This is a genomic window from Actinoplanes subtropicus (genome assembly GCF_000721705.1).
Lineage (GTDB): Bacteria > Actinomycetota > Actinomycetes > Mycobacteriales > Micromonosporaceae > Actinoplanes > Actinoplanes subtropicus.
The window spans coordinates 168,163-187,560 of record NZ_JOJL01000021.1; the positions used below are offsets into that span (position 1 = coordinate 168,163).

Genomic DNA, 19,398 nt, shown 5'->3' on the forward strand with positions numbered 1-19,398 from the left:
ACCTGAGAATCCCTCAGAGCTGTCGGCCCGCCGTCTCCGGCCCGGCCATCTGCCCGAAGAACTCGACCAACCCCTGCGGGGCGTCGTCGCGGAAGCACATCTCCAGGCTCCGGACGGCCTGGGTGGCGATCTCGGCGGCCCGGGCGATCATCGGCGCCTCGTAGGTCGCCACCGCCGCGGCCAGGTCACCCGGGTGCGCGGCGATGGCCCGGCCCAGGTCGGCACCGTCCATCAGGGCGAGGTTGGCGCCCGCCCCGGCGAACGGCGACATCAGGTGGGCGGCGTCGCCGACGAGGGTCACGCCCGGCGTAAGGGCCCAGCGGTGCGCGATCGGCAGCCCGTGGATCGCCCGCGGGGTCAGCCCGCCGTCCGCCTCCCGGATCAGGTCGAGCAGCTCGGGCGCCCACCCGGCGAACTCGTCGAGCAGGACCGCCTTGCCCGTACGCGGGTCGGCCCAGTCGACGCCGTCGAGCCAGCCCGCCGGCTTCCGCAGCGCGGCGGCGACGTGCAGGCTGCCGTCCGGCTCCCGGTGCCCGAGGAAGCCCTGCCCGGCGCCGAGCGCGAACAGCATCCCGCCACCGACCACCTTGGCCGGCCCCGGGTGCCGCCGGTCGGCGTCGAGGTGGTCCAACTCGACGAAGGAGACCCCGAGATACTCCGGCACCGCGTCGGTGAGCAGCGCCCGCACCCGCGACCAGGCCCCGTCGGCCCCGACGAGCAGGTCGGCGGTCACCGTCCCGCCGCCGGTCAGCACGAGTTCGGCCCGCCCGTCCGCCCGCCGGCGCGCCGCCGTGACCCCGCTGCCCCACCGGATCGTCCCGGCCGGCAACGATTCGAGCAGAATCCGCCGCAGCCGCCCCCGCTCGACCTCGGGCCGCCCCCGTGCCGGATCGTCCGGCTCGTCGACGTGGACGGCACCCTCCCGATCGAGCACCCGGGTGGCCTGCCCGCCGACGTGGATGACCGCCCGGAACTGCTCGATCAGCCCCGCCTCCCACAGCGCGACCTGCCCGTCCTCCTCGTGGATGTCCAACATCCCGCCCTGCGTGCGCGCACTCGGCGACTCGTCGAGCTCATAGATGGTCGCCCGAATGCCGTACACATGCAGCGTCCGCGCCAGCATCAGCCCACCCAGCCCGGCCCCGACGATCGCGATCTCCGGCTTGCCCATGATCTCCCCATCCGTCCAGAACGTGTTCCTGACGAACGCGTTCGCCATTGCCAAACACGATCGTAACGAACGCGTTCGCGATGCGCCAGACCCAGCATGGGGGACGGCTCACTCAGCTCAGGTCAGCCAGCCCGGGCGGATCAGGCCGGCCTCGTAGGCGTAGACGACCAACTGCGCCCTGTCCCGCGCGCCCAGCTTGATCATCGTGCGGCTGACGTGGGTTTTCGCGGTCGCCGGGCTGATCACCAGGCGGGCGGCGATCTCGTCGTTGGAAAGGCCCTCCGCGACCAGCACCAGCACCTCCCGCTCGCGGTCGGTCAACAGGTCGAGCTGGGCCGGCTGCGCGATCGGCCGGCTCTGCGCGCCCTTTCCCGCGAACTCGCCGATCACCCGGCGGGTCACGCTCGGCGACAGCAGCGCGTCCCCCGCCGCCACCGCCCGCACGCCGCGCAGCAGGTCGACCGGCTCGGTGTCCTTGACCAGGAACCCGGAGGCCCCGGTCCGCAACGCCTCGAAGACATACTCATCCAGCTCGAACGTGGTGAGGATGACCACCCGGGTCTCGGCCAGCGCCGGGTCGGCGGCGATCCGCTTGGTCGCCTCGAGCCCGTCCACCCCCGGCATCCGGATATCCATCAGCACGACGTCGGGATGGGTCTGCTGCGCCTGTTTCACCGCCTCCAGCCCGTCGGCCGCCTCGGCCACCACCTGGATATCCGGCTCGGCGTTGAGCAGGGCCCGGAAGCCCGCCCGCACCAGCGCCTGGTCATCCGCCAGCAACACCGAGATCATCCGGCCCTCCCGCCATCGCGATCGTGGTCATGGTGTCGGGGGTGGGCAGCAGCACGGACACCAGGAAGCCGCCGTCGACCGGGCCGGCCTCGACGCTGCCGCCCAGGCTCTGCGCCCGCTCGCGCATGCCGGCGATGCCGGTGCCCTCGCCCGAGGGGGCGTCGGCCGCCTCGACCGACGGGCCCTCGTTGCGGATCGCCAGGTGCAGCGCCGTCGGCAGGTAGTCGACCGCGATCGAGGCGGTCGCCCCGGCGCCGGCGTGCTTGCGGACGTTGGTCAGCGCCTCCTGCACGATCCGATACGCCGCGCGGTCGACCTCGGCGGGCAGCGGGCGCTCGTCGCCGGTGACGTTGGTGGTGATCGGCAGGCCCGCGTCGGCCGTGAGGTCGCCCAGGCGGCCCAGGCCGACGGCCGGCTGGCGCGGGGCCGCCTCGTCGTCGGCGCGCATCACGTCGAGCACCGAGCGCACCTCGCGCAGCGCCTCGGCGCTCGCCGTCTTGATCGCCGTGAGCGCCTCGCGCGCCTGCTCGGGGCGGCTGTCCATCAGGTGCAGGCCGACGCCGGCCTGCACGTTGATCAGCGACAGGTGGTGGCCGAGCACGTCGTGCAGCTCGCGGGCGATCCGCAGCCGCTCCTCCGAGGCCTGCCGCCGCTCCTGCTCCTCCTTGGCCCGGGCCCGCTCGGCCCGCACCTTCATCATCTGGGCCATGTACTCCCCGCGGGCCTTGGCCGCCCCGCCGGTGAAGATCAGCAACGCGAACCCGGCCGCCAGCGCCACCGCCGAGGGCAGGTCGGCCCGGGCGCCGGCGGGCACGCCGAGCTGGCCGGCGAAGACCCAGCAGACGGCAAGATAAGCCCCGTAGCCGACCGCGGCGCAGACGATCGCGGCCCGGGCGTGGCCGCGCTTGGCCAGGTTGAACAGGGCGACGCCGGGGGCGACCGCGATCGTCCAGCGCGGCGCGGCGAAGGTGGCGAACCCGAGGGACGCCGCCGCGGACACCACGAAGGCCGCGACGGGGAACCGCCACCGCCACAGCAGCATGAACGGGCCGACCAGCAACAGCGCGTAGACCAGCGGGGTCATCGCCCGATAGACCCCGTCGCCGGCCGCGGCGTTGTTGGCCCCGGCGACCTGGAAGAAGCCGGCCACCACGGCGGCGCCGGCCCCGACCCGGGGATGGAACCGCCCGGTGCGGCGATCATGCCGCCACGGTGGCCCCCAGGGGCGTGTTTCTTCCATGCGGCCGAACCTACGGCAACCCGTGACGGCGCCGCATCGGAGCGTGGTCTGATCCCGGGGACGGGCGACGTACGACCCAGGTCGTACGGGACGGTCCCCGGACGTACGGGAAAAGCCGCGCAAGCACCGAAAAGCCGCATCAAAGATGCGACGGCGAGCCGACGCCCGGAGGGCGAGACGAGCGGACTCTGGTGACATGAGCGAGAACTGGAACGGCCCGGCCCGGATGCGCACCTCCGATCAGGAACGCGAGCAGATCGCCGAGATCCTGCGGGCGGCGATGTCCGAGGGGCGGTTGAATCTGGAGGAGGGCGAGGAACGCCTGGCCTCCGCGTACGCGGCAAAGTATCGCGACGAGCTCGGCCCGCTGACGGCCGATCTCCCCGATGGTGGCCGGCGTGCTCTGGCGGACACGCCGCAGGCGCGTCTCGCGACACGCCGACACCTGCGCCGGCACGCCAGCTTCGTGGTGCTGACGGCGCTCTTCCTGACCGGCCTGTGGGTGCTCTCCGGCGCGCACTTCTTCTGGCCGGCCTTCCCACTGCTGTTCCTGGTCATGGGTCTGGCGCGGCACGCGCGCTGGCGCAGCTACGGCTATCAGTACCGGGTCGCCCCCTGGAACGCGCCGCATTATCGGTGACCGCGCACGCTCCATAGTGGACGTACGGGTCGTTGATCGCCCCTCCCCGCTCTGCGAAAGTTGCTTGGTTTCGCCGGGGAGGGGTCAACAAACAGATGATGGGTCCGTCGCACGCCCTGTCCGGGGCGGCCGCCTGGCTGGCCGGCAGTTGGGCGCTGGACAACTTCGCGGGCTACCACCAGTCGCCGCTGGCGATCGGGCTCGGCGCCACGGTATGCGCGGGCGGCGCGCTGCTGCCCGACCTGGACCTGTCCGGCCGGGTCACCACCAACCAGGGCGGCGCCACCGTGGCCCACACGTTCGGCGTGTTCTCGCTGTTCGTGGCCGAGGTGATCGAGAAGGTGTCGCTCGGCATCTACAGCGCCACCCGCATGCGCCACGACCCGCACCGGCGTAACGGGCACCGCACCTTCGCCCACACGCTGCCGTTCGCCGCGCTGATCGGGTGGGGGACGACCGCGCTCGCCGCGCACTTCGGCAAGTGGGCGGTCGTCGGCATCATCTTCGTCATGGCCGGGATGGCGCTGCGTGGCCTGTTCGACAAGTGGGCCGAGCGCGCGGGCTGGCTGATCGTGACGTTGTGCGCGGCGGCGATCGCCGTGTTCACCGCGGCCCGGCTGCCGGGCGATCGCGGCTATCCGCTGCTCGGCTTCGCGGTCGGGTTCGGCTGTGTCGTCCACCTGCTCGGCGACATCATCACGACGGCCGGGGTGCCGATCCTGTGGCCGATCCCGACGGGCCGTCGCATGTGGCGGATGATCGGCGTGCCCAACGGGATAGCGGTCAAGGTGGGCGGGAAGACCGAGACGATCGTGCTGCGGACGGCGTTCACGCTGGTGGCGCTGCTGGCGATCGCGGCGCTGTTCGCCCCGCAGTTGCTGCACCGCTTCGAATTCGACGCGTTCGCCGACCGGGGCCACTGACGTCACCTTGCCATAGCGACCGGCCGCTGAGCGAGATACCAGCCGAGCGAGTATCTCGCCCAGCTAGTATCTCGCCTAGCTAGTATCTCGCTCGGCGTGGCAACTACACGTCCCGCCGGCCGAAGACCGCGAACGCACCCGCCAGCACCAAAGCCCCGAACCCCGCGAGCACCCCGAACCCCGCCCAAGGCCCCAACACCGCCGGATCCGGCACCACGGTGGCCACCCGCAACCCCGCCATCGACGGCCACCACCTGGCCATCCAGTTCGCCACCGCCGCCGGCAGCGCCGCCGAGAAGATCGGCGCGAGCAGCATCACCACGATCACGATCGTCAGCGCGCCCGCGGTCGACCGCAGCACCGCACCCACCGCGAGCCCGAACAGCGCCGTAACCGCCAGGTACAGCCCCGCCCCGAACAGCGCCCGATCGACCGCCCCCGATCCGAGCGAGGCCGCCGCCAGCCCCTGCCCCACGATGACCCGCTGCCCCAGCAGGAACGCCGCCAGCCCGCCGGCCCACCCGATCACCAGCGCCACCGCGGTCACCGCCACCGCCTTGGCCGCGAGCAACCGCCCGCGCACCGGCACCGCCGCCAGGCTCGGCCGGATGCTGCCGCTCGCGAACTCGCTGGTCACCACGAGCACGCCCAGCACGCCCACCGCGATCTGCACGAGCAGGATGCCGGACAGGCTGGCCGCGGTCGGATCGAAGGCGGCCCGATCGGCCGCGGTCCCGGAGACTGCCAGCTCGTGGGCCTTGCCGAGGCTGAAGAGCGCCCCCAGCCCGGCCATCAGGGCCACGACGGTCGCCGAGGTCCACACCACCGACCGCAGCGAACGCAACTTGATCCATTCCGAGTGGACGACGCTCATCGCGCACCCCCGCTGAACTCGACGCTCTCCGAGGTCATCGCCATGAAGACCTCTTCCAGCGAGCTTCGGCGCGGGCTGAGCTCGGTGAGGACCGTTCCGCTCACCAGGGCGAGCTTTCCCACCGCGTACGCGTCAAGCCCGCCGACCAGCAAGCCGCCGTCGCCCTGAGCGACCACCTGGGCTCCGGCCGCGCGCAGCGCCCCGGCGAAGCCGGCATCCGCGGCCCGCACGAGCACCCCCGCCGAGGCCTGGGAGGCGAGGAAGTCGGGCAGCGACGTGTCCGCGATCAGCCGCCCCTTGCCGATCACCACGAGATGGTCGGCGGTCTGTTCCATCTCGCTCATCAGGTGGCTGGAGACGACCACGGTCCGGCCCTCGGCGGCCAGGTCGCGCATCAGCGTCCGGGCCCAGGCGATCCCGCTCGGGTCGAGCCCGTTGACCGGCTCGTCGAAGAGCAGGATCGGCGGGTCGCCGAGCAGGGCGCCGGCGATGCCGAGCCGCTGGCTCATGCCCAGCGAGTACGTTCCGGCCGCCTTGCCCGCGACCGCGGTGAGGCCGACCTGGTCGAGCACCTCGTCGACCCGGCGGTGCGGCAGGCCGTTGCTGGTCGCCAGCGCCAGCAGGTGGTTACGCCCCGACCGGGAGTGGTGCACGGCCCGCGCGTCGAGCAGCGCCCCCACCTCCCGCATCGGCACGGGCAGCTCCCGGTAGTGCCGCCCGCCCAGGAGTGCGCGCCCGGCGGTCGGCCGCTGCAGGCCGAGCGTCATCAGCATGGTGGTGGTCTTGCCGGCGCCGTTCGGCCCGAGAAAGCCGGTGACCACGCCCGGCCGGAACGTGCAGGTGAGATCGTCGACCGCGGTGGTGTCGCCGAAGCGCTTCGTGAGTCCGCGCAGTTCAATCATGCCGAGAGCGTGGCGGGCGCCGCTGCGTGCCGGGTCAGAGCTTCTGAGAGTCCTCCCACCCCGCCAGACATATCCGAAATGTCGCCCCCGGATCGCCGCCGCCGCGAACCAGCTCCACCCGGCCACCATGCGCCTCGACCAGCGACCGCACGATCGCCAATCCCAGCCCATAACCGACATTTACGTTTTGTCGGCTACGTGACGCGTCGCCGCGGTGGAAGCGGTCGAACAAGCGATCTTCCTCGGCGGCCGAAATCCCGGGTCCGCTGTCGGCGATCTCCAGGATGGAATGCGACCCGACCCGGCCGACCCCGATCCGAGCCGGCGCACCCGGCGGCGTGTGCGCGTGGACATTCCCCACCAAATTGACGACAACCTGCCGCAACCGCGCCTCATCCCCCAGCACCGGCGCCGCCGCACCCTCCCCCACCCCGCCCGGCCCGGTGATCCGCACCGGCCGCCCGGGATCGAGCGCCCGCAGATCGCCCAGCGCCGAGGCCGCCAGCGTCCGCAGGTCCATCGGCGCGAGATCGAGCACCGGCCCCCGCACATCCAGCCGCGCCAGCAGCAACAGATCCTCGACCAGCGCCGCCAGCCGCCCCGCCTCGGTGTCGATCCGCCGCAGCGTGCGCTCGACCTCGACCGGCGACGAGGCCCCGCCCATCAACGCCAGCTCGGTGGACCCCTTGATCCCGAACAGCGGCGTCCGCAGCTCGTGGCTGACATCCGCGACGAACTGCCCGCGCGCCTCGAAGGCCCGCTCGAGCTGGGCCAGCATCCCGTTCAGCGCCGCGGTCAGCCGATCGATCTCGGCGCCCGGGTGCCCACCGCCGGGAATCCGGTGGGTGAGATCGCCGGCGGCGATCGCGGTGGCGGTTTCCTCGATCGTACGCAGCGGCCGCAGCCCCGCCCGTACGAGGAACCACCCGGCCGCCCCCAGCGCCCCGATCAGCGCCAGCCCGGTGATCGCGCAGACCAGCTGCAGCCGCCGCACGGTCCCGTTCACCTCGGACAACGAGCCGGCCACCGCCACCGAGCCCCCGCCCGGCCGCGCCACCACCACCGCCCGCCAGTTCCCGCTGGTGAAGGCCGACCGCGGCGCCGCCGCCAGCCTGGGCAACGCCGATCCGGTGTGCACCGACGTGATCACCGCGCCGGCCGGGTCGAAATAGACGATCGCCATCTCCGCGACCAGGTCGAGCCCGCCGCCCGGCTGCCGGGTGACATCCGCGCCGGGCGGCCCGAGCGTCGACGGCTCGAGCCGGGCCATCAGCTGGGCGAGCGGCATCAGCTGCCGGTCCACCCGCTCGACCAGGTGCCGCCGGAGCGCGCCGAGCACGATCGCGTCGCTGCCGACGATCCCCACCACCAGCAGCGCCATCGTGATCAGCAGCAGCCGGGCCCTCATCGGCGCGGCACCCGCAGCACATAGCCGACGCCGTGCACGGTGTGGATCAGCTTGGGCTCGGCGGTGTCCACCTTGCGGCGCAGATAGCTGATGTACGTATCCACGATGCTGGTGTCCCCGGCGAAGTCGTACCGCCAGACCTCCTCGAGGATCCGCTGCTTGGGCACCGTCTGCCCGGCGTGCGCCAGCAGGCAGTGCAGCAGCCGGAACTCGGTCGGCGACAGTCGCACCCGCTCGCCGCCCCGGCTGACCACCTGGTCGAGCGGGTCGAGCGTCAGGTCGCCGACGGTGAGCCCGCCGCCCTCGGCCCGGCGCAGCACCGCCCTGATCCGCGCGACCAGCTCGGGCAGGTGGAAGGGCTTGGTCACGTAGTCGTCCCCACCCAGCGTCAGGCCGTTGACCTTGTCCTCCGGCGCGTCCCGGGCGCTGAGGAACAGCACCGGCACGTCCCGCCGGCCGGCCCGCAGCCGGCGCACCACCTCGAACCCGTCCATCCCGGGCAGCATCACGTCGAGCAGGATCAGGTCGGGCGGGTCCTCGGCCGCGCCGCGCACCGCCTCGTCGCCGCTGGCCGCCGTGGCCACCTCGAACCCGGCGAACCGCAGCGCGTCGGCGAGCAGGCCGCGCACGGTGTCCTCGTCGTCGACCACCAGCAGCCGGGCCATGCACCGAGGCTATCGAGCACCGCTTGAGACGGCCCTGAGAGTTTTCCCAGACGAAGCTAAATGTCGTACCCCGGCCGCAGAATGGGCTTGTGCTGGTAGCGGTGTCGCCTGATGGGCGTCTTCAGGACCTGCGGGCCGATGGGTCGCCCGCCGGTCCGCCGCGCCCGGTCGCCGATCTCGCCGCCGCGATCGCCGAGCGCGAGGCCGCCGACCAGCCGCGCTGGGTGTGGCCGTCCACCGCCGAGCTCTATCCCACGCTGCTGCGCGCCGGGGTGCGGGTGGCCCGCTGTCACGATCTCGAGCTGACCGAGGCGCTGCTGCTCGGCCACGCCGGTCGCTGGGGCGCGCCGCGGTCGCTCGCCGCCGCCCGGGCGCGCCTGCTGGGCCTGCCGGTGCCGCCCGATCCGCCACCGCGCCAGCCGGAGCCGCCGGGCTTCGCCCAGGGCGCGCTCTTCGAGACCACTTCCGCTCCGCCGGCCGCCACCGGCTTCGACGTGCTTGCGGCCGTCCAGCGGGTGTACGCGGATCAGCTCGCCCGCATCGGCGGCGCCGAGCACCCCGGCCGGTTCCGCCTGCTGGTCGCCGCCGAGTCGGCCGGCGCCCTGGTCGGGGCCGAGATGGGCCACGCCGGCCTGCCCTGGCGCGCCGACGTGCACGACGAGGTGCTGCGCGAGCTGCTCGGCGCGCCCCAGCCGGTCGGCCCGCCACGCCGGCTCGCCGAGCTGACCGCCGAGATCAACGAGGCGCTCGGCCTGCGCGGCCTGCATCCCGACTCCCCGGCCGAGGTGGTCCGCGCCTTCGCCCGCAACGGCGTGGAGATCCCGAACACCCGGGCCTGGGTGCTGAAACGGGTCGACCACCCGGCCGTGCGGCCGTTGCTGGAATACAAGGAGCTGTATCGGATCTGGACGGCGCACGGCTGGGCCTGGTGCGACGCCTGGGTGCGCGACGGCCGCTTCCGCCCCGAGTACGTTCCGGGCGGCGTGGTCTCCGGCCGCTGGGCGACCCGCGGCGGCGGCGCCCTGCAGGTGCCGAAGGTGGTGCGCCGCGCGGTCATCGCCGACCCGGGCTGGCGGTTCGTGGTCGCCGACGCGGGCCAGCTGGAGCCGCGGGTGCTCGCCGCCGTCTCCGGCGACCAGCGCCTGGCCGCCGCGGCGGCGGCCGGCGACCTGTATGCGGCGCTCGCCACCGACTCGTTCGAGGGCGACCGCGGCAAGGCGAAGGTCGCGCTGCTCGGCGCGATGTACGGGCAGACTGGCGGCGCCGCGATCCCGGCGCTGGCCGTCCTCCGGCGGCACTACCCGGTGGCGTTCGAGTTCGTCGAGGCCGCCGCCCGGACCGGCGAGGCAGGCGGCCTGGTCCGCTCCTGGCTGGGCCGCACCTGCCCGCCGGCCGCGGCCGCCTGGCGAGCCGAGCAGGCCGGCGGGGGCGGGCTGGATCCGCCGGAGGAGGCCGGCTCGGCGGAGGCGCCGCAGGGCGGGGCGTCCGGCCGGGCCCGGGGCCGCTTCACCCGCAACTTCGTGGTCCAGGCGACCGCCGCCGAGTGGGCGCTGGTGCTGCTGGCGACTTTGCGGACGGCGTTGGAGGGCAGTAAGGCCGAGCTCGTCCTGTTCGTGCACGACGAGGTGGTCGTGCACTGTCCCGAGGAGGAGGCGGCCCAGGTCGCCGAGGCGGTGACCGCCTCCGCCGTCCAGGCCGGCCGGCTGCTCTTCGGGGAGACCGCTGTCCGGTTCCCGCTCGACGTCTCAGTAGTTGGCGCGTACGCCGACGCGAAGTGATAGTGCGGTACCTTGGATGGTCCGAAGCGAGAGGCGCTGCAACGGGGTGAAACCCGCCACGCTCGCTCGGTGAATCCGACCAAGGGCGCCTCCGTTGTCACCTACGCGGAGGTGGTCGGTTTGCTGAAAAACGCTGAGCGCAGTGTCCGGATTGCTGAGCTGAAGCGCCTGCTGGGCGAGCGCATCCTGGTGCTGGACGGCGCGTGGGGCACGATGCTGCAGGGCGCCAAGCTCGAGCCGGCGGACTACCGCGGCGAGCTGATCCCGCCCGAGCACGAGCAGGACGTGACCGGCGATCCCGACCTGCTCATCCTCACCCGCCCCGACGTGATCCTCGACGTCCACCGGCAGTACCTGGCGGCCGGCGCCGACATCACCACGACGAACACGTTCACCGCCACCAGCATCGCCCAGGCCGACTACGGCCTCGAGGGGCTGGTGCGGCAGATGAACGTCCGCGGCGCGCAGCTGGCCCGGGAGGCCGCCGCCGAGGCCGAGGACCGCGACGGCAAGCCCCGGTTCGTGGCCGGCTCGGTCGGCCCGCTGAACGTCACGCTGTCGCTGTCCCCCAAGGTCGACGACCCGTCCTACCGGGCGGTCACCTTCGACCAGGTCAAGGCGGCGTATGCGGAGCAGATCACCGCACTCGCCGAGGGCGGCGTCGACCTGCTGCTGATCGAGACGATCTTCGACACGCTGAACGCGAAGGCGGCGATCGCGGCCGCCCACGAGGTCGCCCCCGAGCTGCCGCTGTGGATCTCGGTAACCATCGTCGACCTCTCCGGCCGTACGCTCTCCGGCCAGACCGTGGAGGCGTTCTGGCGCTCGATCGAGCGGGCGCACCCGCTGGTCGTGGGCGTGAACTGCTCGCTGGGCGCGACCGAGATGCGCCCGCACGTGGCCGAGCTGGCCCGCCTCGCCGACGTCTTCGTCGCCGCGCACCCGAACGCCGGCCTGCCCAACGCGTTCGGCGGCTACGACGAGACCCCGGCCGAGACCTCGGCGCTGGTCAGCGGCTTCGCGGCGGACGGCCTGGTCAACATCGTCGGCGGCTGCTGCGGAACCACCCCCGCACATATCGGACAAATTGCCGATTCGGTCAAAAAATACGCGCGGCGGAAGATCGACCCGCCCGCGCCGACCACCCGGTTCAGCGGCCTCGAGCCGTTCGCGATCGGCCCGGACACCGGCTTCGTCATGATCGGCGAGCGGACCAACGTCACCGGCTCGGCCCGGTTCCGCCGGCTGATCGAGGCGGACAACTACCAGGGCGCCGTCGACGTGGCCCTCGACCAGGTGCGCGGCGGCGCCAACCTGCTCGACGTGAACATGGACGCCGACCTGCTCGACAGCGAGCAGGCGATGACCACCTTCCTCAACCTCATCGCCACCGAGCCCGAGGTCGCCCGGATCCCCGTCATGATCGACAGCTCCAAGTGGAGCGTGCTCGAGGCGGGCCTCAAGTGCGTGCAGGGCAAGGGCGTGGTCAACTCGATCAGCCTGAAGGAGGGCGAGGAGGTCTTCCTCGACCACGCCCGCCGCATCCGCGAGTTCGGTGCCGGCGTCGTCGTGATGGCCTTCGACGAGCAGGGCCAGGCCGACACCCGCGACCGCAAGGTCCAGATCTGTGGCCGCGCCTATGACCTGCTGGTCAACGCGGGCTTCGCCCCCGACGACATCATCTTCGACCCGAACGTCCTCGCGGTCGCGACCGGAATCGCGGAACACAACGGGTATGCGAAGGCGTTCATCGAGGCGCTCCCGCTGATCAAGGAGCGCTGCCCCGGCGCCCGGACCAGCGGCGGCATCTCCAACCTGTCGTTCTCGTTCCGCGGCAACGACGTGGTCCGCGAGGCGATGCACTCGGCGTTCCTGCTCCACGCGGTGCGGGCCGGCCTCGACATGGGCATCGTCAACGCCGGCCAGCTCGCCGTCTACCAGGACATCCCGGCCGACCTGCTGGAGCTCGTCGAGGACGTGCTCTTCGACCGCCGCGAGGACGCCACCGACCGGCTGGTCGCGTTCGCGTCGACCGTCACCGGCAAGGGCAAGCAGCGCGAGGTCGACCTGTCCTGGCGGGAGGCGCCGGTGGCCGAGCGCCTCTCGTACGCGCTCGTGCATGGCATTGTCGATTTCATCGAGGAGGACACCGAGGAGGCGCGTCAGCAGTTCCCCCGGCCGCTCGAGGTGATCGAGGGCCCGCTGATGGACGGCATGAAGATCGTCGGCGACCTGTTCGGCTCCGGCAAGATGTTCCTGCCGCAGGTGGTCAAGAGCGCCCGGGTGATGAAGCGCTCGGTGGCCTACCTCGAGCCGTTCATGGAGGAGGAGAAGGAGCGCGCGCTCGCCGCCGGTATCGTCCAGCCCGGCCGCGGCCAGGGCAAGGTCGTGCTGGCCACGGTCAAGGGCGACGTGCACGACATCGGCAAGAACATCGTCGGCGTAGTGCTGGGCTGCAACAACTACGAGGTGATCGACCTCGGCGTGATGGTGCCGGCCGCGAAGATCCTGGACACCGCGGTGGCCGAGGGCGCCGACGTGATCGGCCTGTCCGGCCTGATCACCCCGTCGCTGGACGAGATGGTGTCGGTCGGCGCCGAGATGGAGCGGCGCGGCCTCAAGCTGCCGCTGCTGATCGGCGGGGCGACCACCTCCAAGCAGCACACCGCGGTACGGATCGCGCCGGCGTACGGCGCCTCGACCGTGCACGTGCTCGACGCCTCCCGGGTGGTCGGCGTGGTCTCCGACCTGCTCGACCCGAACCGCGCCGAGAAGCTCGACCAGGCCAACCGGGCCGACCAGGAGCGGCTGCGCAAGCAGCACGCCAACCGGCACGCCCAGCCGCTGCTCACGCTCGAGCAGGCCCGGGCCAACCGCGAGGTGGTCGACTTCGGCGAGCTGCCGACGCCGGCCTTCACCGGGGTGCGGGTGGTCGAGCCGTCGATCGCCGAGCTGCGCGAGATGGTCGACTGGACGTTCCTGTTCCTGGCCTGGGAGCTCAAGGGCAAGTTCCCGGCGATCCTCGAGCAGCCGGTCGCCCGCGAGCTGTGGGACGACGCCAACACCCTGCTCGACAAGATCATCGCGGAGGGCTCGTTCCGGGCCCGGGGGCTGTACGGCTTCTGGGGCGCGCACGCCGAGGGCGACGACATCGTGCTCGACAATGGCGTGAAGTTCCCGATGCTGCGCCAGCAGACCCAGAAGCCGGCCGGCCGGGCGAACCGCTGCCTGGCCGACTACATCGCGCCGAAGGACGATCATCTCGGTGGCTTCGCGGTGGCGATCCACGGCGCCGACGAGCTGGCCAAGCGCTACGAGGACGAGAAGGACGACTACCGGGCCATCATGGTCAAGGCGCTGGCCGACCGGCTGGCCGAGGCGTTCGCCGAGTACCTGCACCTCCAGGCCCGCCGCGAGTGGTTCGAGCCGGACGCCCAGCCCCGGCTGGAGGACCTGCACGCCGAGCGGTTCCGCGGCATCCGGCCGGCGCTCGGCTATCCCGCGAGCCCCGACCACAGCGAGAAGAAGGACCTCTTCGACCTGCTCGGCACGGAGGCGATCGGCATCGGACTCACCGAGTCGTACGCGATGACCCCGGCCGCCGCCGTCAGCGGCCTGATCTTCGCGAACCCGGCGTCCCGCTACTTCACCGTCGGCCGCCTGGGCAAGGACCAGATCACCGACTACGCCGCCCGGCGCGGCATGGCGGTCGAGGAGGCCGAGCGCTGGCTGCGCCCCAACCTGGCGTACGAGATCGGCTGAGACACCACGGCCGGCCCGGCTACGAGATCAGCCGCTCCAGCAGCGGAAACTCGTCGAAGGGCTGGCCGTAGTCGCCGAAGTGCCCGTCGTTCCGCACGATCTGCGTCCCGCCGAGCCGGTCCAACATGGCCCGCCCCTGCGCCGCATCGCAGCCGTACGGGTCGACCACCGAGTTGATGAAGTAGATGTCCCGCACGTGCGCCCGGATCGCGTCCCAGTCGTACTCCTCCCGCAGGACCGGCTCCTCCGACGCGTTCGGCCGCGTGCAATACCCCGCGACCAGGAACGCCCGGTCGACCGAGACCCGCTCGAGCAGCGCGAGCAACAGCGCTGCCCCACCCGAGTGCCCCACGAGCACGGTCTCCTCGTCGAACCGATGCGCCCCCAACACCCGCGGCAGAAACGCCCCGATCGGTTCGACGTTCAGCCCCGGATAGTGCGGGACCTCGACCTCGAACCCCCGCGCCCGAAGCCGCCCAGCCAGCCACGGGTACCACGCCACCTCCGGATTACCCCCGGTGCCGTGAAAGATGATCGCTTTCCCCGTCATCGCCACACGATAGCGACCGTCAGACCTCGCTCGACCGCGCCCACAGGTTGATGCCGGACTCGGTGGCGTACTTGTCGATCTCGGCCAGCTCCTCGTCGGAGAAGGACGTGTTGGCCAGGGACGCCACGTTGTTCTCCAGCTGGGCCACGCTGCTCGCGCCCAGCACCACCGACGTCATCCGGGGGTCTCGGATCGACCACGCGATCGCCATCTGGGCCAGCGACTGGCCGCGGTGTTGGGCGATATCGTTCAGCGCACGGATTTTGTCCAGATTGTCCGAGGAGAGCAGGTCGGCGGAGAGCGACTTCTGCTCGCTGGCGCGTGAGCCCTGCGGGACGCCACCGAGGTAGCGGTCGGTCAGCATGCCCTGGGCCAGCGGCGAGAAGCCGATGCAGCCGGCGCCGACGTCGGCGAGGACGTCGAGCAGGCCGTCCTCGATCCAGCGGTTCAGCATCGAGTAGGACGGCTGGTGGATCAGCAGCGGGGTGCCGAGGTCCTTCAACAAGGCCGCCGCTTCGGCCGTTTTGGCCGGTGAATACGAAGAAATCCCGACATAGAGCGCCTTGCCGGCGCGGACCGCCGAGGCCAGCGCACCCATCGTCTCCTCGAGCGGGGTGTCCGGGTCGAGCCGGTGCGAGTAGAAGATGTCGACGTAGTCCAGTCCCATCCGCTTCAGCGACTGGTCGAGCGACGCGGTGAGGTATTTCCGCGAACCCCACTCGCCATACGGCCCCGGCCACATGTCGTAGCCCGCTTTGGTAGAGATGACCAACTCATCGCGATACTTAGCGAAATCAGCGGCCAGGTGCCGGCCGAAGTTCCGCTCCGCCGAGCCGTACGGCGGGCCGTAATTGTTGGCCAGGTCGAAGTGGGTGATGCCGAGGTCGAAGGCGCGCCGCAGGATGTCCCGCTGGGTCTCGAACGGCTTGTCGTCGCCGAAGTTGTGCCACAGGCCGAGCGACACGGCGGGCAGCTCGAGCCCGCTGCGGCCGGTCCGGCGGTACTCCATCGATGCGTAACGGTCTTCCGAAGCTTCGAACACGGCAGGTCCTCAGGGGAGAAGGGCGAGGTCGTCGGCGGTCAGGGTCAGCTTCGGTGCGAGCGCCGAGTCGACGATGGTGTCCGGCCGGCTGGCGCCGGGGATCGGGATCACCACCGGGGACTTGGCGAGGTGCCACGCCAGGCAGACCCGCTGCGGGCTGACCCCGTGCCGCGTGGCGACGGTGGCGAACCCGCCGCCGAGGGAGCCGGCCCGGCGGATGCCGCCCAGCGGTGACCAGGACAGGAAGGCGATGCCCAGCTCGTCGCAGAGGGAGAGCTCGGGCGCCGAGGAGAGGAACGACGGGGAGAACTGGTTCTGCACCGAGACCAAGCGGCCGCCGAGGATCTCCCGCGCCTCGAGGATCTGCCCCGGGTTCGCGTTCGAGACGCCGGCCATCCGGATCTTGCCGGCGTCGAGCAGGTCGCGGATCGCGCCGATCGAGTCGGCCCAGGGCACCCGCGGGTCGGGGCGGTGGTACTGGTAGAGGTCGATCGCGTCGACGCCGAGCCGCTTCAGCGACTCCTCACACGCCTCGAAGATGTACGACGGCGAGCCGTCCACCGTCCAGCTGCCGTCGCCCGGGCGCAGGTGCCCGGCCTTCGTGGCGACCAGCACCGACGACTTGTCCCCGCCGTACGTGGCGAGCGCCCGCGCGATCAGCGCCTCGTTGTGGCCCACCTCGTCGGCGTGGATGTGGTACGAGTCGGCCGTGTCGATCAGGGTGATGCCGGCGTCGAGCGCGGCGTGGATCGTCCGGACCGAGCGCTCCTCGTCCGGCCGGCCCTCGATCGACATCGGCATCCCGCCGAGCCCGATCGCGCCGACCGTGGTGTCGCCGATGCGACGGGTCTCCATGGGTCCTCCTCAAACAACCCTTACTACCTTGGTGTAACGCGGGCCCGGCGTCCAACAGGCGAAGCAGGCAAGATGAGGACATGACCGAGAAACTGTCCGTGGCCGTCCTCGGCGCCGGGATCATGGGCGCCGCGATGGCCCGCAACATCGCCAAGGCCGGGCACGACGTGACGGTGTGGAACCGCACCCGGGACAAGGCCGAGGCGACCGGCCTGCCCACCGCGGCGACCCCGGCCGAGGCCGTCCGGCACGCCGACGTCGTGCTGACCATGCTCTTCGACGGCGCGACCGTGCGCGAGGTGATCGAGCAGGCGGCCGACGCGCTGCGCCCGGGCACCTACTGGATCCAGTCGACCACGTCCTCCCCCGCCGACGTGGCCAAGCTCGCCGCCGCGGCCGCCGAACGCGGCGTGATCTTCTTCGACGCCCCGGTGCTGGGCACCCGCCAGCCGGCCGAGGCCGGGCAGCTGAGCGTGCTGGCGGCCGGCCCCGCGGAGTACCGGGAAGCGGTGCGGCCGATCTTCGACGCGGTCGGCGCCCGGACCACGTGGACCGGCACCGACGCGGCCGACGCCAGCGCCACCAAGCTCAAGCTGGTCGCGAACAGCTGGGTGCTGGCCGTGACGCACGGCGCCGCCGAGACGCTGGCGCTGGCCAAGGGGCTGGGCGTCGAGCCGGCCGCGTTCTTCGAGCTGATCGCCGGCGGCCCGCTGGATCTAGGCTACCTGCGCGCGAAGGCGCAGCTCATCCTCGAGGACCGGCTGGCGCCGGCCAGCTTCGCGGTGGACACGGCCGAGAAGGACGCCCGGCTGATCGTCGACGCGGGCCGCGACCATGGCGTACGCCTGGACGTGGCCGAGGCCGGCGCGGAACGGTTCCGCCGCGCCGCCGAACAGGGCCACGCCGACAAGGACATGGCCGCCTCCTACCTGGCCAGCTGGGACTAGTCCCGTCGTTATTTCACCGCGCCGGCGGTCAGGCCGGCCTGGATCTGCCGCTGGAAGATGGCGTAGACGATGATCATCGGGAGGATCGACAGGGTCAGGGCGGCGAACAGCGTGGACCACTCGGCGTGGTAGCCGGCCGAGACGCTGATCTTGGCGATGCCCTGGGTCAGCAGCAGCTTGTTGTCGGTGCCCGGGCCGGTGATGATCGCCAGCGGGAGCAGGTACTGGTTCCACTGGCCGACGATGTTGAAAATGGTGATGCTGACCAGGCCGGAGCGCGCCATCGGCATCATGATCTGGAAGAACTTGCGGGTGTGCGAGGCGCCGTCGACGGTGGCCGCCTCCTCGATCTCGTACGGCAGCGTCTTGAAGAACGCCGCCAGGAAGAAGACCGTGAACGGCAGCGAGTAGGCGATATAGACCAGAATCAGGCCGGTGTACGTGCCGAGCAGCCCCATGCCCTTGAGGATGTAGAACAGCGGGCCCAGCGCCATGAAGGTCGGGAACGCGAGACCCGACACGAACAGGTAGTAGATGAACCGGTTGCCCCAGAACCGGTAGCGGGCCAGCACGTAGGCCGCCATCGAGCCGAGCACCATCGTCCCGGCGGTGCTGAGGATGACGACGATGACGCTGTTGACGAAGTAGCGCCCGACGTGCGCCTCGGTCCACGCGTCCGCGTACGTCTTGAACGACCAGTGCTCCGGCAGCGCGAACGGCTTGCCCAGGAAGATCTCGGTGTTGCTCTTGAACGAGGCGAGCACGACCCAGATCAGCGGGCCGGCGGTGGCGATCGCCCACAGGATCAGTCCGATGTGGGCCATCCCGGTGAGCGCGTTGACCTCGCGCTTCACGGCGGGCTTGCGGCCCGCGCTCTTGGCGGCGGGGGTGGGTACGACGTCGGCGCCCGGGACGCTGGTGAGGTTGGTCATCGGTCCTCCTCAGGCTTCCAGGGACTCGCGGCGGGTGACCCGGAGGGTCAGCGCGGCGAAGGTCAGGGTCAGGAAGAACAGCACGACGCCGATCGCGGAGGCGTAGCCCACCTGCGAGAACTCGAACGTGTTGCGCCAGATCATCAGGCTCAGCACCGAGGTCGCGCCGTTCGGTCCACCCCGGTCGACGCTCATGATGTTGACGACGGCGAACGCGTCGAACGCCGCGATGCCCAGGTAGACCCAGGCGACCTGGATCGTGCCCCAGAGCAGCGGGATGGTGACCCGGAAGAACAGCGTGATCCGGGAGGCGCCGTCCAGCGCGGCCGCCTCGTAGATCTCGGCGGGGATCGAGCCCATGCCGGCCGAGAACAGCACCACGTAGAAGCCGACCGCCTGCCAGATCAGCACGATCAGGATGCAGGTCATCGCCCAGCGCTCGTCGGCGAGGAACAGCCAGGGATTCCAGGAGGCGGGGAACAGGCCGTTGAGCATGCCGCTCTTGTCCGGCCCGAAGACCCGCTGGAAGATCACCGCGACGATGGCGAGGGCCAGCAACTGCGGGAAGAAGAAGATGATCCGGTACGCCTTCGACCCGCGGACGCCGCGGGTCTGGCCGCCCCGGCTGCTCCCGCCGACGTTGAGCAGGAACGCGATCACGAGCGCCACCGCGACCGTGACCACCGGCAGCAGGATCAGCAGGAACAGGTTGTGCCGCAACGACTGCCAGAACAGGTCGTCGTTCCAGAGCTTGTGGAAGTTCTCGAAGCCGATGTACGTGATCCGGCCGAAGCCCGACCAGCCGGTGAAGGACAACTGGAAGGCCTGGAGGTAGGCCGCCACCACAAAGGTGCAGTAGAGCGCCACCGGCACGACAAGGAAGCCGATGATGAAGGGATACTTGCCGTGCCGCATGG

Annotated in this window: 17 protein-coding genes; 5 read left to right on the forward strand and 12 right to left on the reverse strand. The window is 71.5% G+C overall.

Going from position 1 to position 19,398, the window contains the following annotated elements; all coding sequences use genetic code 11:
- Positions 1–13: 13 nt before the first annotated feature.
- From IH26_RS0128055 to IH26_RS0128065, 3 genes are all read right to left on the reverse strand, one after another.
- A complete protein-coding gene (locus tag IH26_RS0128055; RefSeq protein WP_245665569.1) occupies positions 14–1,219 on the reverse strand; it encodes an FAD-dependent oxidoreductase in 1,206 nt (401 codons plus the stop codon).
- Between the two features lie 69 nt (positions 1,220–1,288).
- Positions 1,289–1,963 carry a response regulator gene (locus IH26_RS0128060; protein WP_030439237.1) on the reverse strand — a complete coding sequence of 225 codons (675 nt, stop codon included), beginning with the start codon at positions 1,961–1,963 and terminating at the stop codon, positions 1,289–1,291.
- Positions 1,938–3,203 (reverse strand): sensor histidine kinase, encoded by a 1,266-nt coding sequence (locus tag IH26_RS0128065; protein ID WP_051808590.1) that lies wholly within the window; start codon positions 3,201–3,203, stop codon positions 1,938–1,940. Before IH26_RS0128065 ends, IH26_RS0128060 begins: the two co-directional genes overlap by 26 nt.
- A 196-nt stretch (positions 3,204–3,399) precedes the next feature.
- Between IH26_RS0128065 and IH26_RS0128070 the strand changes: the two genes are divergently transcribed.
- Both IH26_RS0128070 and IH26_RS0128075 read left to right on the forward strand, forming a co-directional pair.
- Positions 3,400–3,843: a DUF1707 domain-containing protein gene (locus IH26_RS0128070; RefSeq protein WP_030439239.1), complete on the forward strand. Its 444-nt coding sequence runs from the start codon at positions 3,400–3,402 to the stop codon at positions 3,841–3,843.
- Positions 3,844–3,938: 95 nt separating this feature from the next.
- Positions 3,939–4,766 carry a metal-dependent hydrolase gene (locus tag IH26_RS0128075; RefSeq protein WP_030439240.1) on the forward strand — a complete coding sequence of 276 codons (828 nt, stop codon included), beginning with the start codon at positions 3,939–3,941 and terminating at the stop codon, positions 4,764–4,766.
- 103 nt (positions 4,767–4,869) lie between these two features.
- On the opposite strand, the gene IH26_RS0128080 is transcribed toward IH26_RS0128075, so the two are convergent.
- The 4 genes from IH26_RS0128080 to IH26_RS0128095 are packed head-to-tail and all read right to left on the reverse strand — an operon-like array spanning position 4,870 to position 8,615.
- A complete protein-coding gene (locus tag IH26_RS0128080; RefSeq protein WP_030439241.1) occupies positions 4,870–5,640 on the reverse strand; it encodes an ABC transporter permease in 771 nt (256 codons plus the stop codon).
- Positions 5,637–6,542, reverse strand: a complete 906-nt coding sequence (locus IH26_RS0128085; RefSeq protein WP_030439242.1) for an ABC transporter ATP-binding protein — start codon at positions 6,540–6,542, stop codon at positions 5,637–5,639. The genes IH26_RS0128080 and IH26_RS0128085 overlap by 4 nt, the downstream gene beginning before the upstream one ends.
- A 34-nt stretch (positions 6,543–6,576) precedes the next feature.
- Entirely contained in the window at positions 6,577–7,950 is a 1,374-nt protein-coding gene (locus IH26_RS0128090; protein WP_030439243.1) for a sensor histidine kinase, read from the reverse strand.
- Positions 7,947–8,615, reverse strand: a complete 669-nt coding sequence (locus IH26_RS0128095; protein WP_030439244.1) for a response regulator transcription factor — start codon at positions 8,613–8,615, stop codon at positions 7,947–7,949. Before IH26_RS0128095 ends, IH26_RS0128090 begins: the two co-directional genes overlap by 4 nt.
- A gap of 89 nt (positions 8,616–8,704) precedes the next feature.
- Here IH26_RS0128095 and IH26_RS0128100 point away from each other — a divergent pair, with 89 nt between their 5' ends.
- A complete protein-coding gene (locus tag IH26_RS0128100; RefSeq protein WP_030439245.1) occupies positions 8,705–10,393 on the forward strand; it encodes a bifunctional 3'-5' exonuclease/DNA polymerase in 1,689 nt (562 codons plus the stop codon).
- 150 nt (positions 10,394–10,543) lie between these two features.
- Entirely contained in the window at positions 10,544–14,155 is a 3,612-nt protein-coding gene (gene metH / locus IH26_RS0128105; protein WP_084599157.1) for a methionine synthase, read from the forward strand.
- 19 nt (positions 14,156–14,174) lie between these two features.
- Here metH and IH26_RS0128110 read toward each other — a convergent pair whose 3' ends face one another.
- Genes IH26_RS0128110 through IH26_RS0128120 form a run of 3 tightly spaced genes read right to left on the reverse strand, consistent with a single transcriptional unit; the run spans position 14,175 to position 16,602 of the window.
- Positions 14,175–14,705 (reverse strand): alpha/beta hydrolase, encoded by a 531-nt coding sequence (locus IH26_RS0128110; RefSeq protein ID WP_030439247.1) that lies wholly within the window; start codon positions 14,703–14,705, stop codon positions 14,175–14,177.
- Between the two features lie 19 nt (positions 14,706–14,724).
- A complete protein-coding gene (gene mgrA, locus IH26_RS0128115) occupies positions 14,725–15,747 on the reverse strand; it encodes an L-glyceraldehyde 3-phosphate reductase (protein WP_030439248.1) in 1,023 nt (340 codons plus the stop codon).
- A 9-nt stretch (positions 15,748–15,756) separates the two neighbouring features.
- Complete coding sequence (locus IH26_RS0128120; protein ID WP_030439249.1) at positions 15,757–16,602, reverse strand: aldo/keto reductase; 846 nt, start codon at positions 16,600–16,602, stop codon at positions 15,757–15,759.
- Positions 16,603–16,682: 80 nt separating this feature from the next.
- On the opposite strand from IH26_RS0128120, the gene IH26_RS0128125 reads away from it, so the two are divergent.
- Positions 16,683–17,549 carry an NAD(P)-dependent oxidoreductase gene (locus tag IH26_RS0128125; RefSeq protein ID WP_030439250.1) on the forward strand — a complete coding sequence of 289 codons (867 nt, stop codon included), beginning with the start codon at positions 16,683–16,685 and terminating at the stop codon, positions 17,547–17,549.
- An 8-nt stretch (positions 17,550–17,557) separates the two neighbouring features.
- Here the strand turns inward: IH26_RS0128125 and IH26_RS0128130 are convergent, their stop codons facing one another.
- Positions 17,558–18,481: a carbohydrate ABC transporter permease gene (locus tag IH26_RS0128130; protein ID WP_030439251.1), complete on the reverse strand. Its 924-nt coding sequence runs from the start codon at positions 18,479–18,481 to the stop codon at positions 17,558–17,560.
- A gap of 9 nt (positions 18,482–18,490) precedes the next feature.
- Positions 18,491–19,396: a carbohydrate ABC transporter permease gene (locus IH26_RS0128135; protein WP_030439252.1), complete on the reverse strand. Its 906-nt coding sequence runs from the start codon at positions 19,394–19,396 to the stop codon at positions 18,491–18,493.
- Between the last annotated feature and the right edge of the window lie 2 nt (positions 19,397–19,398).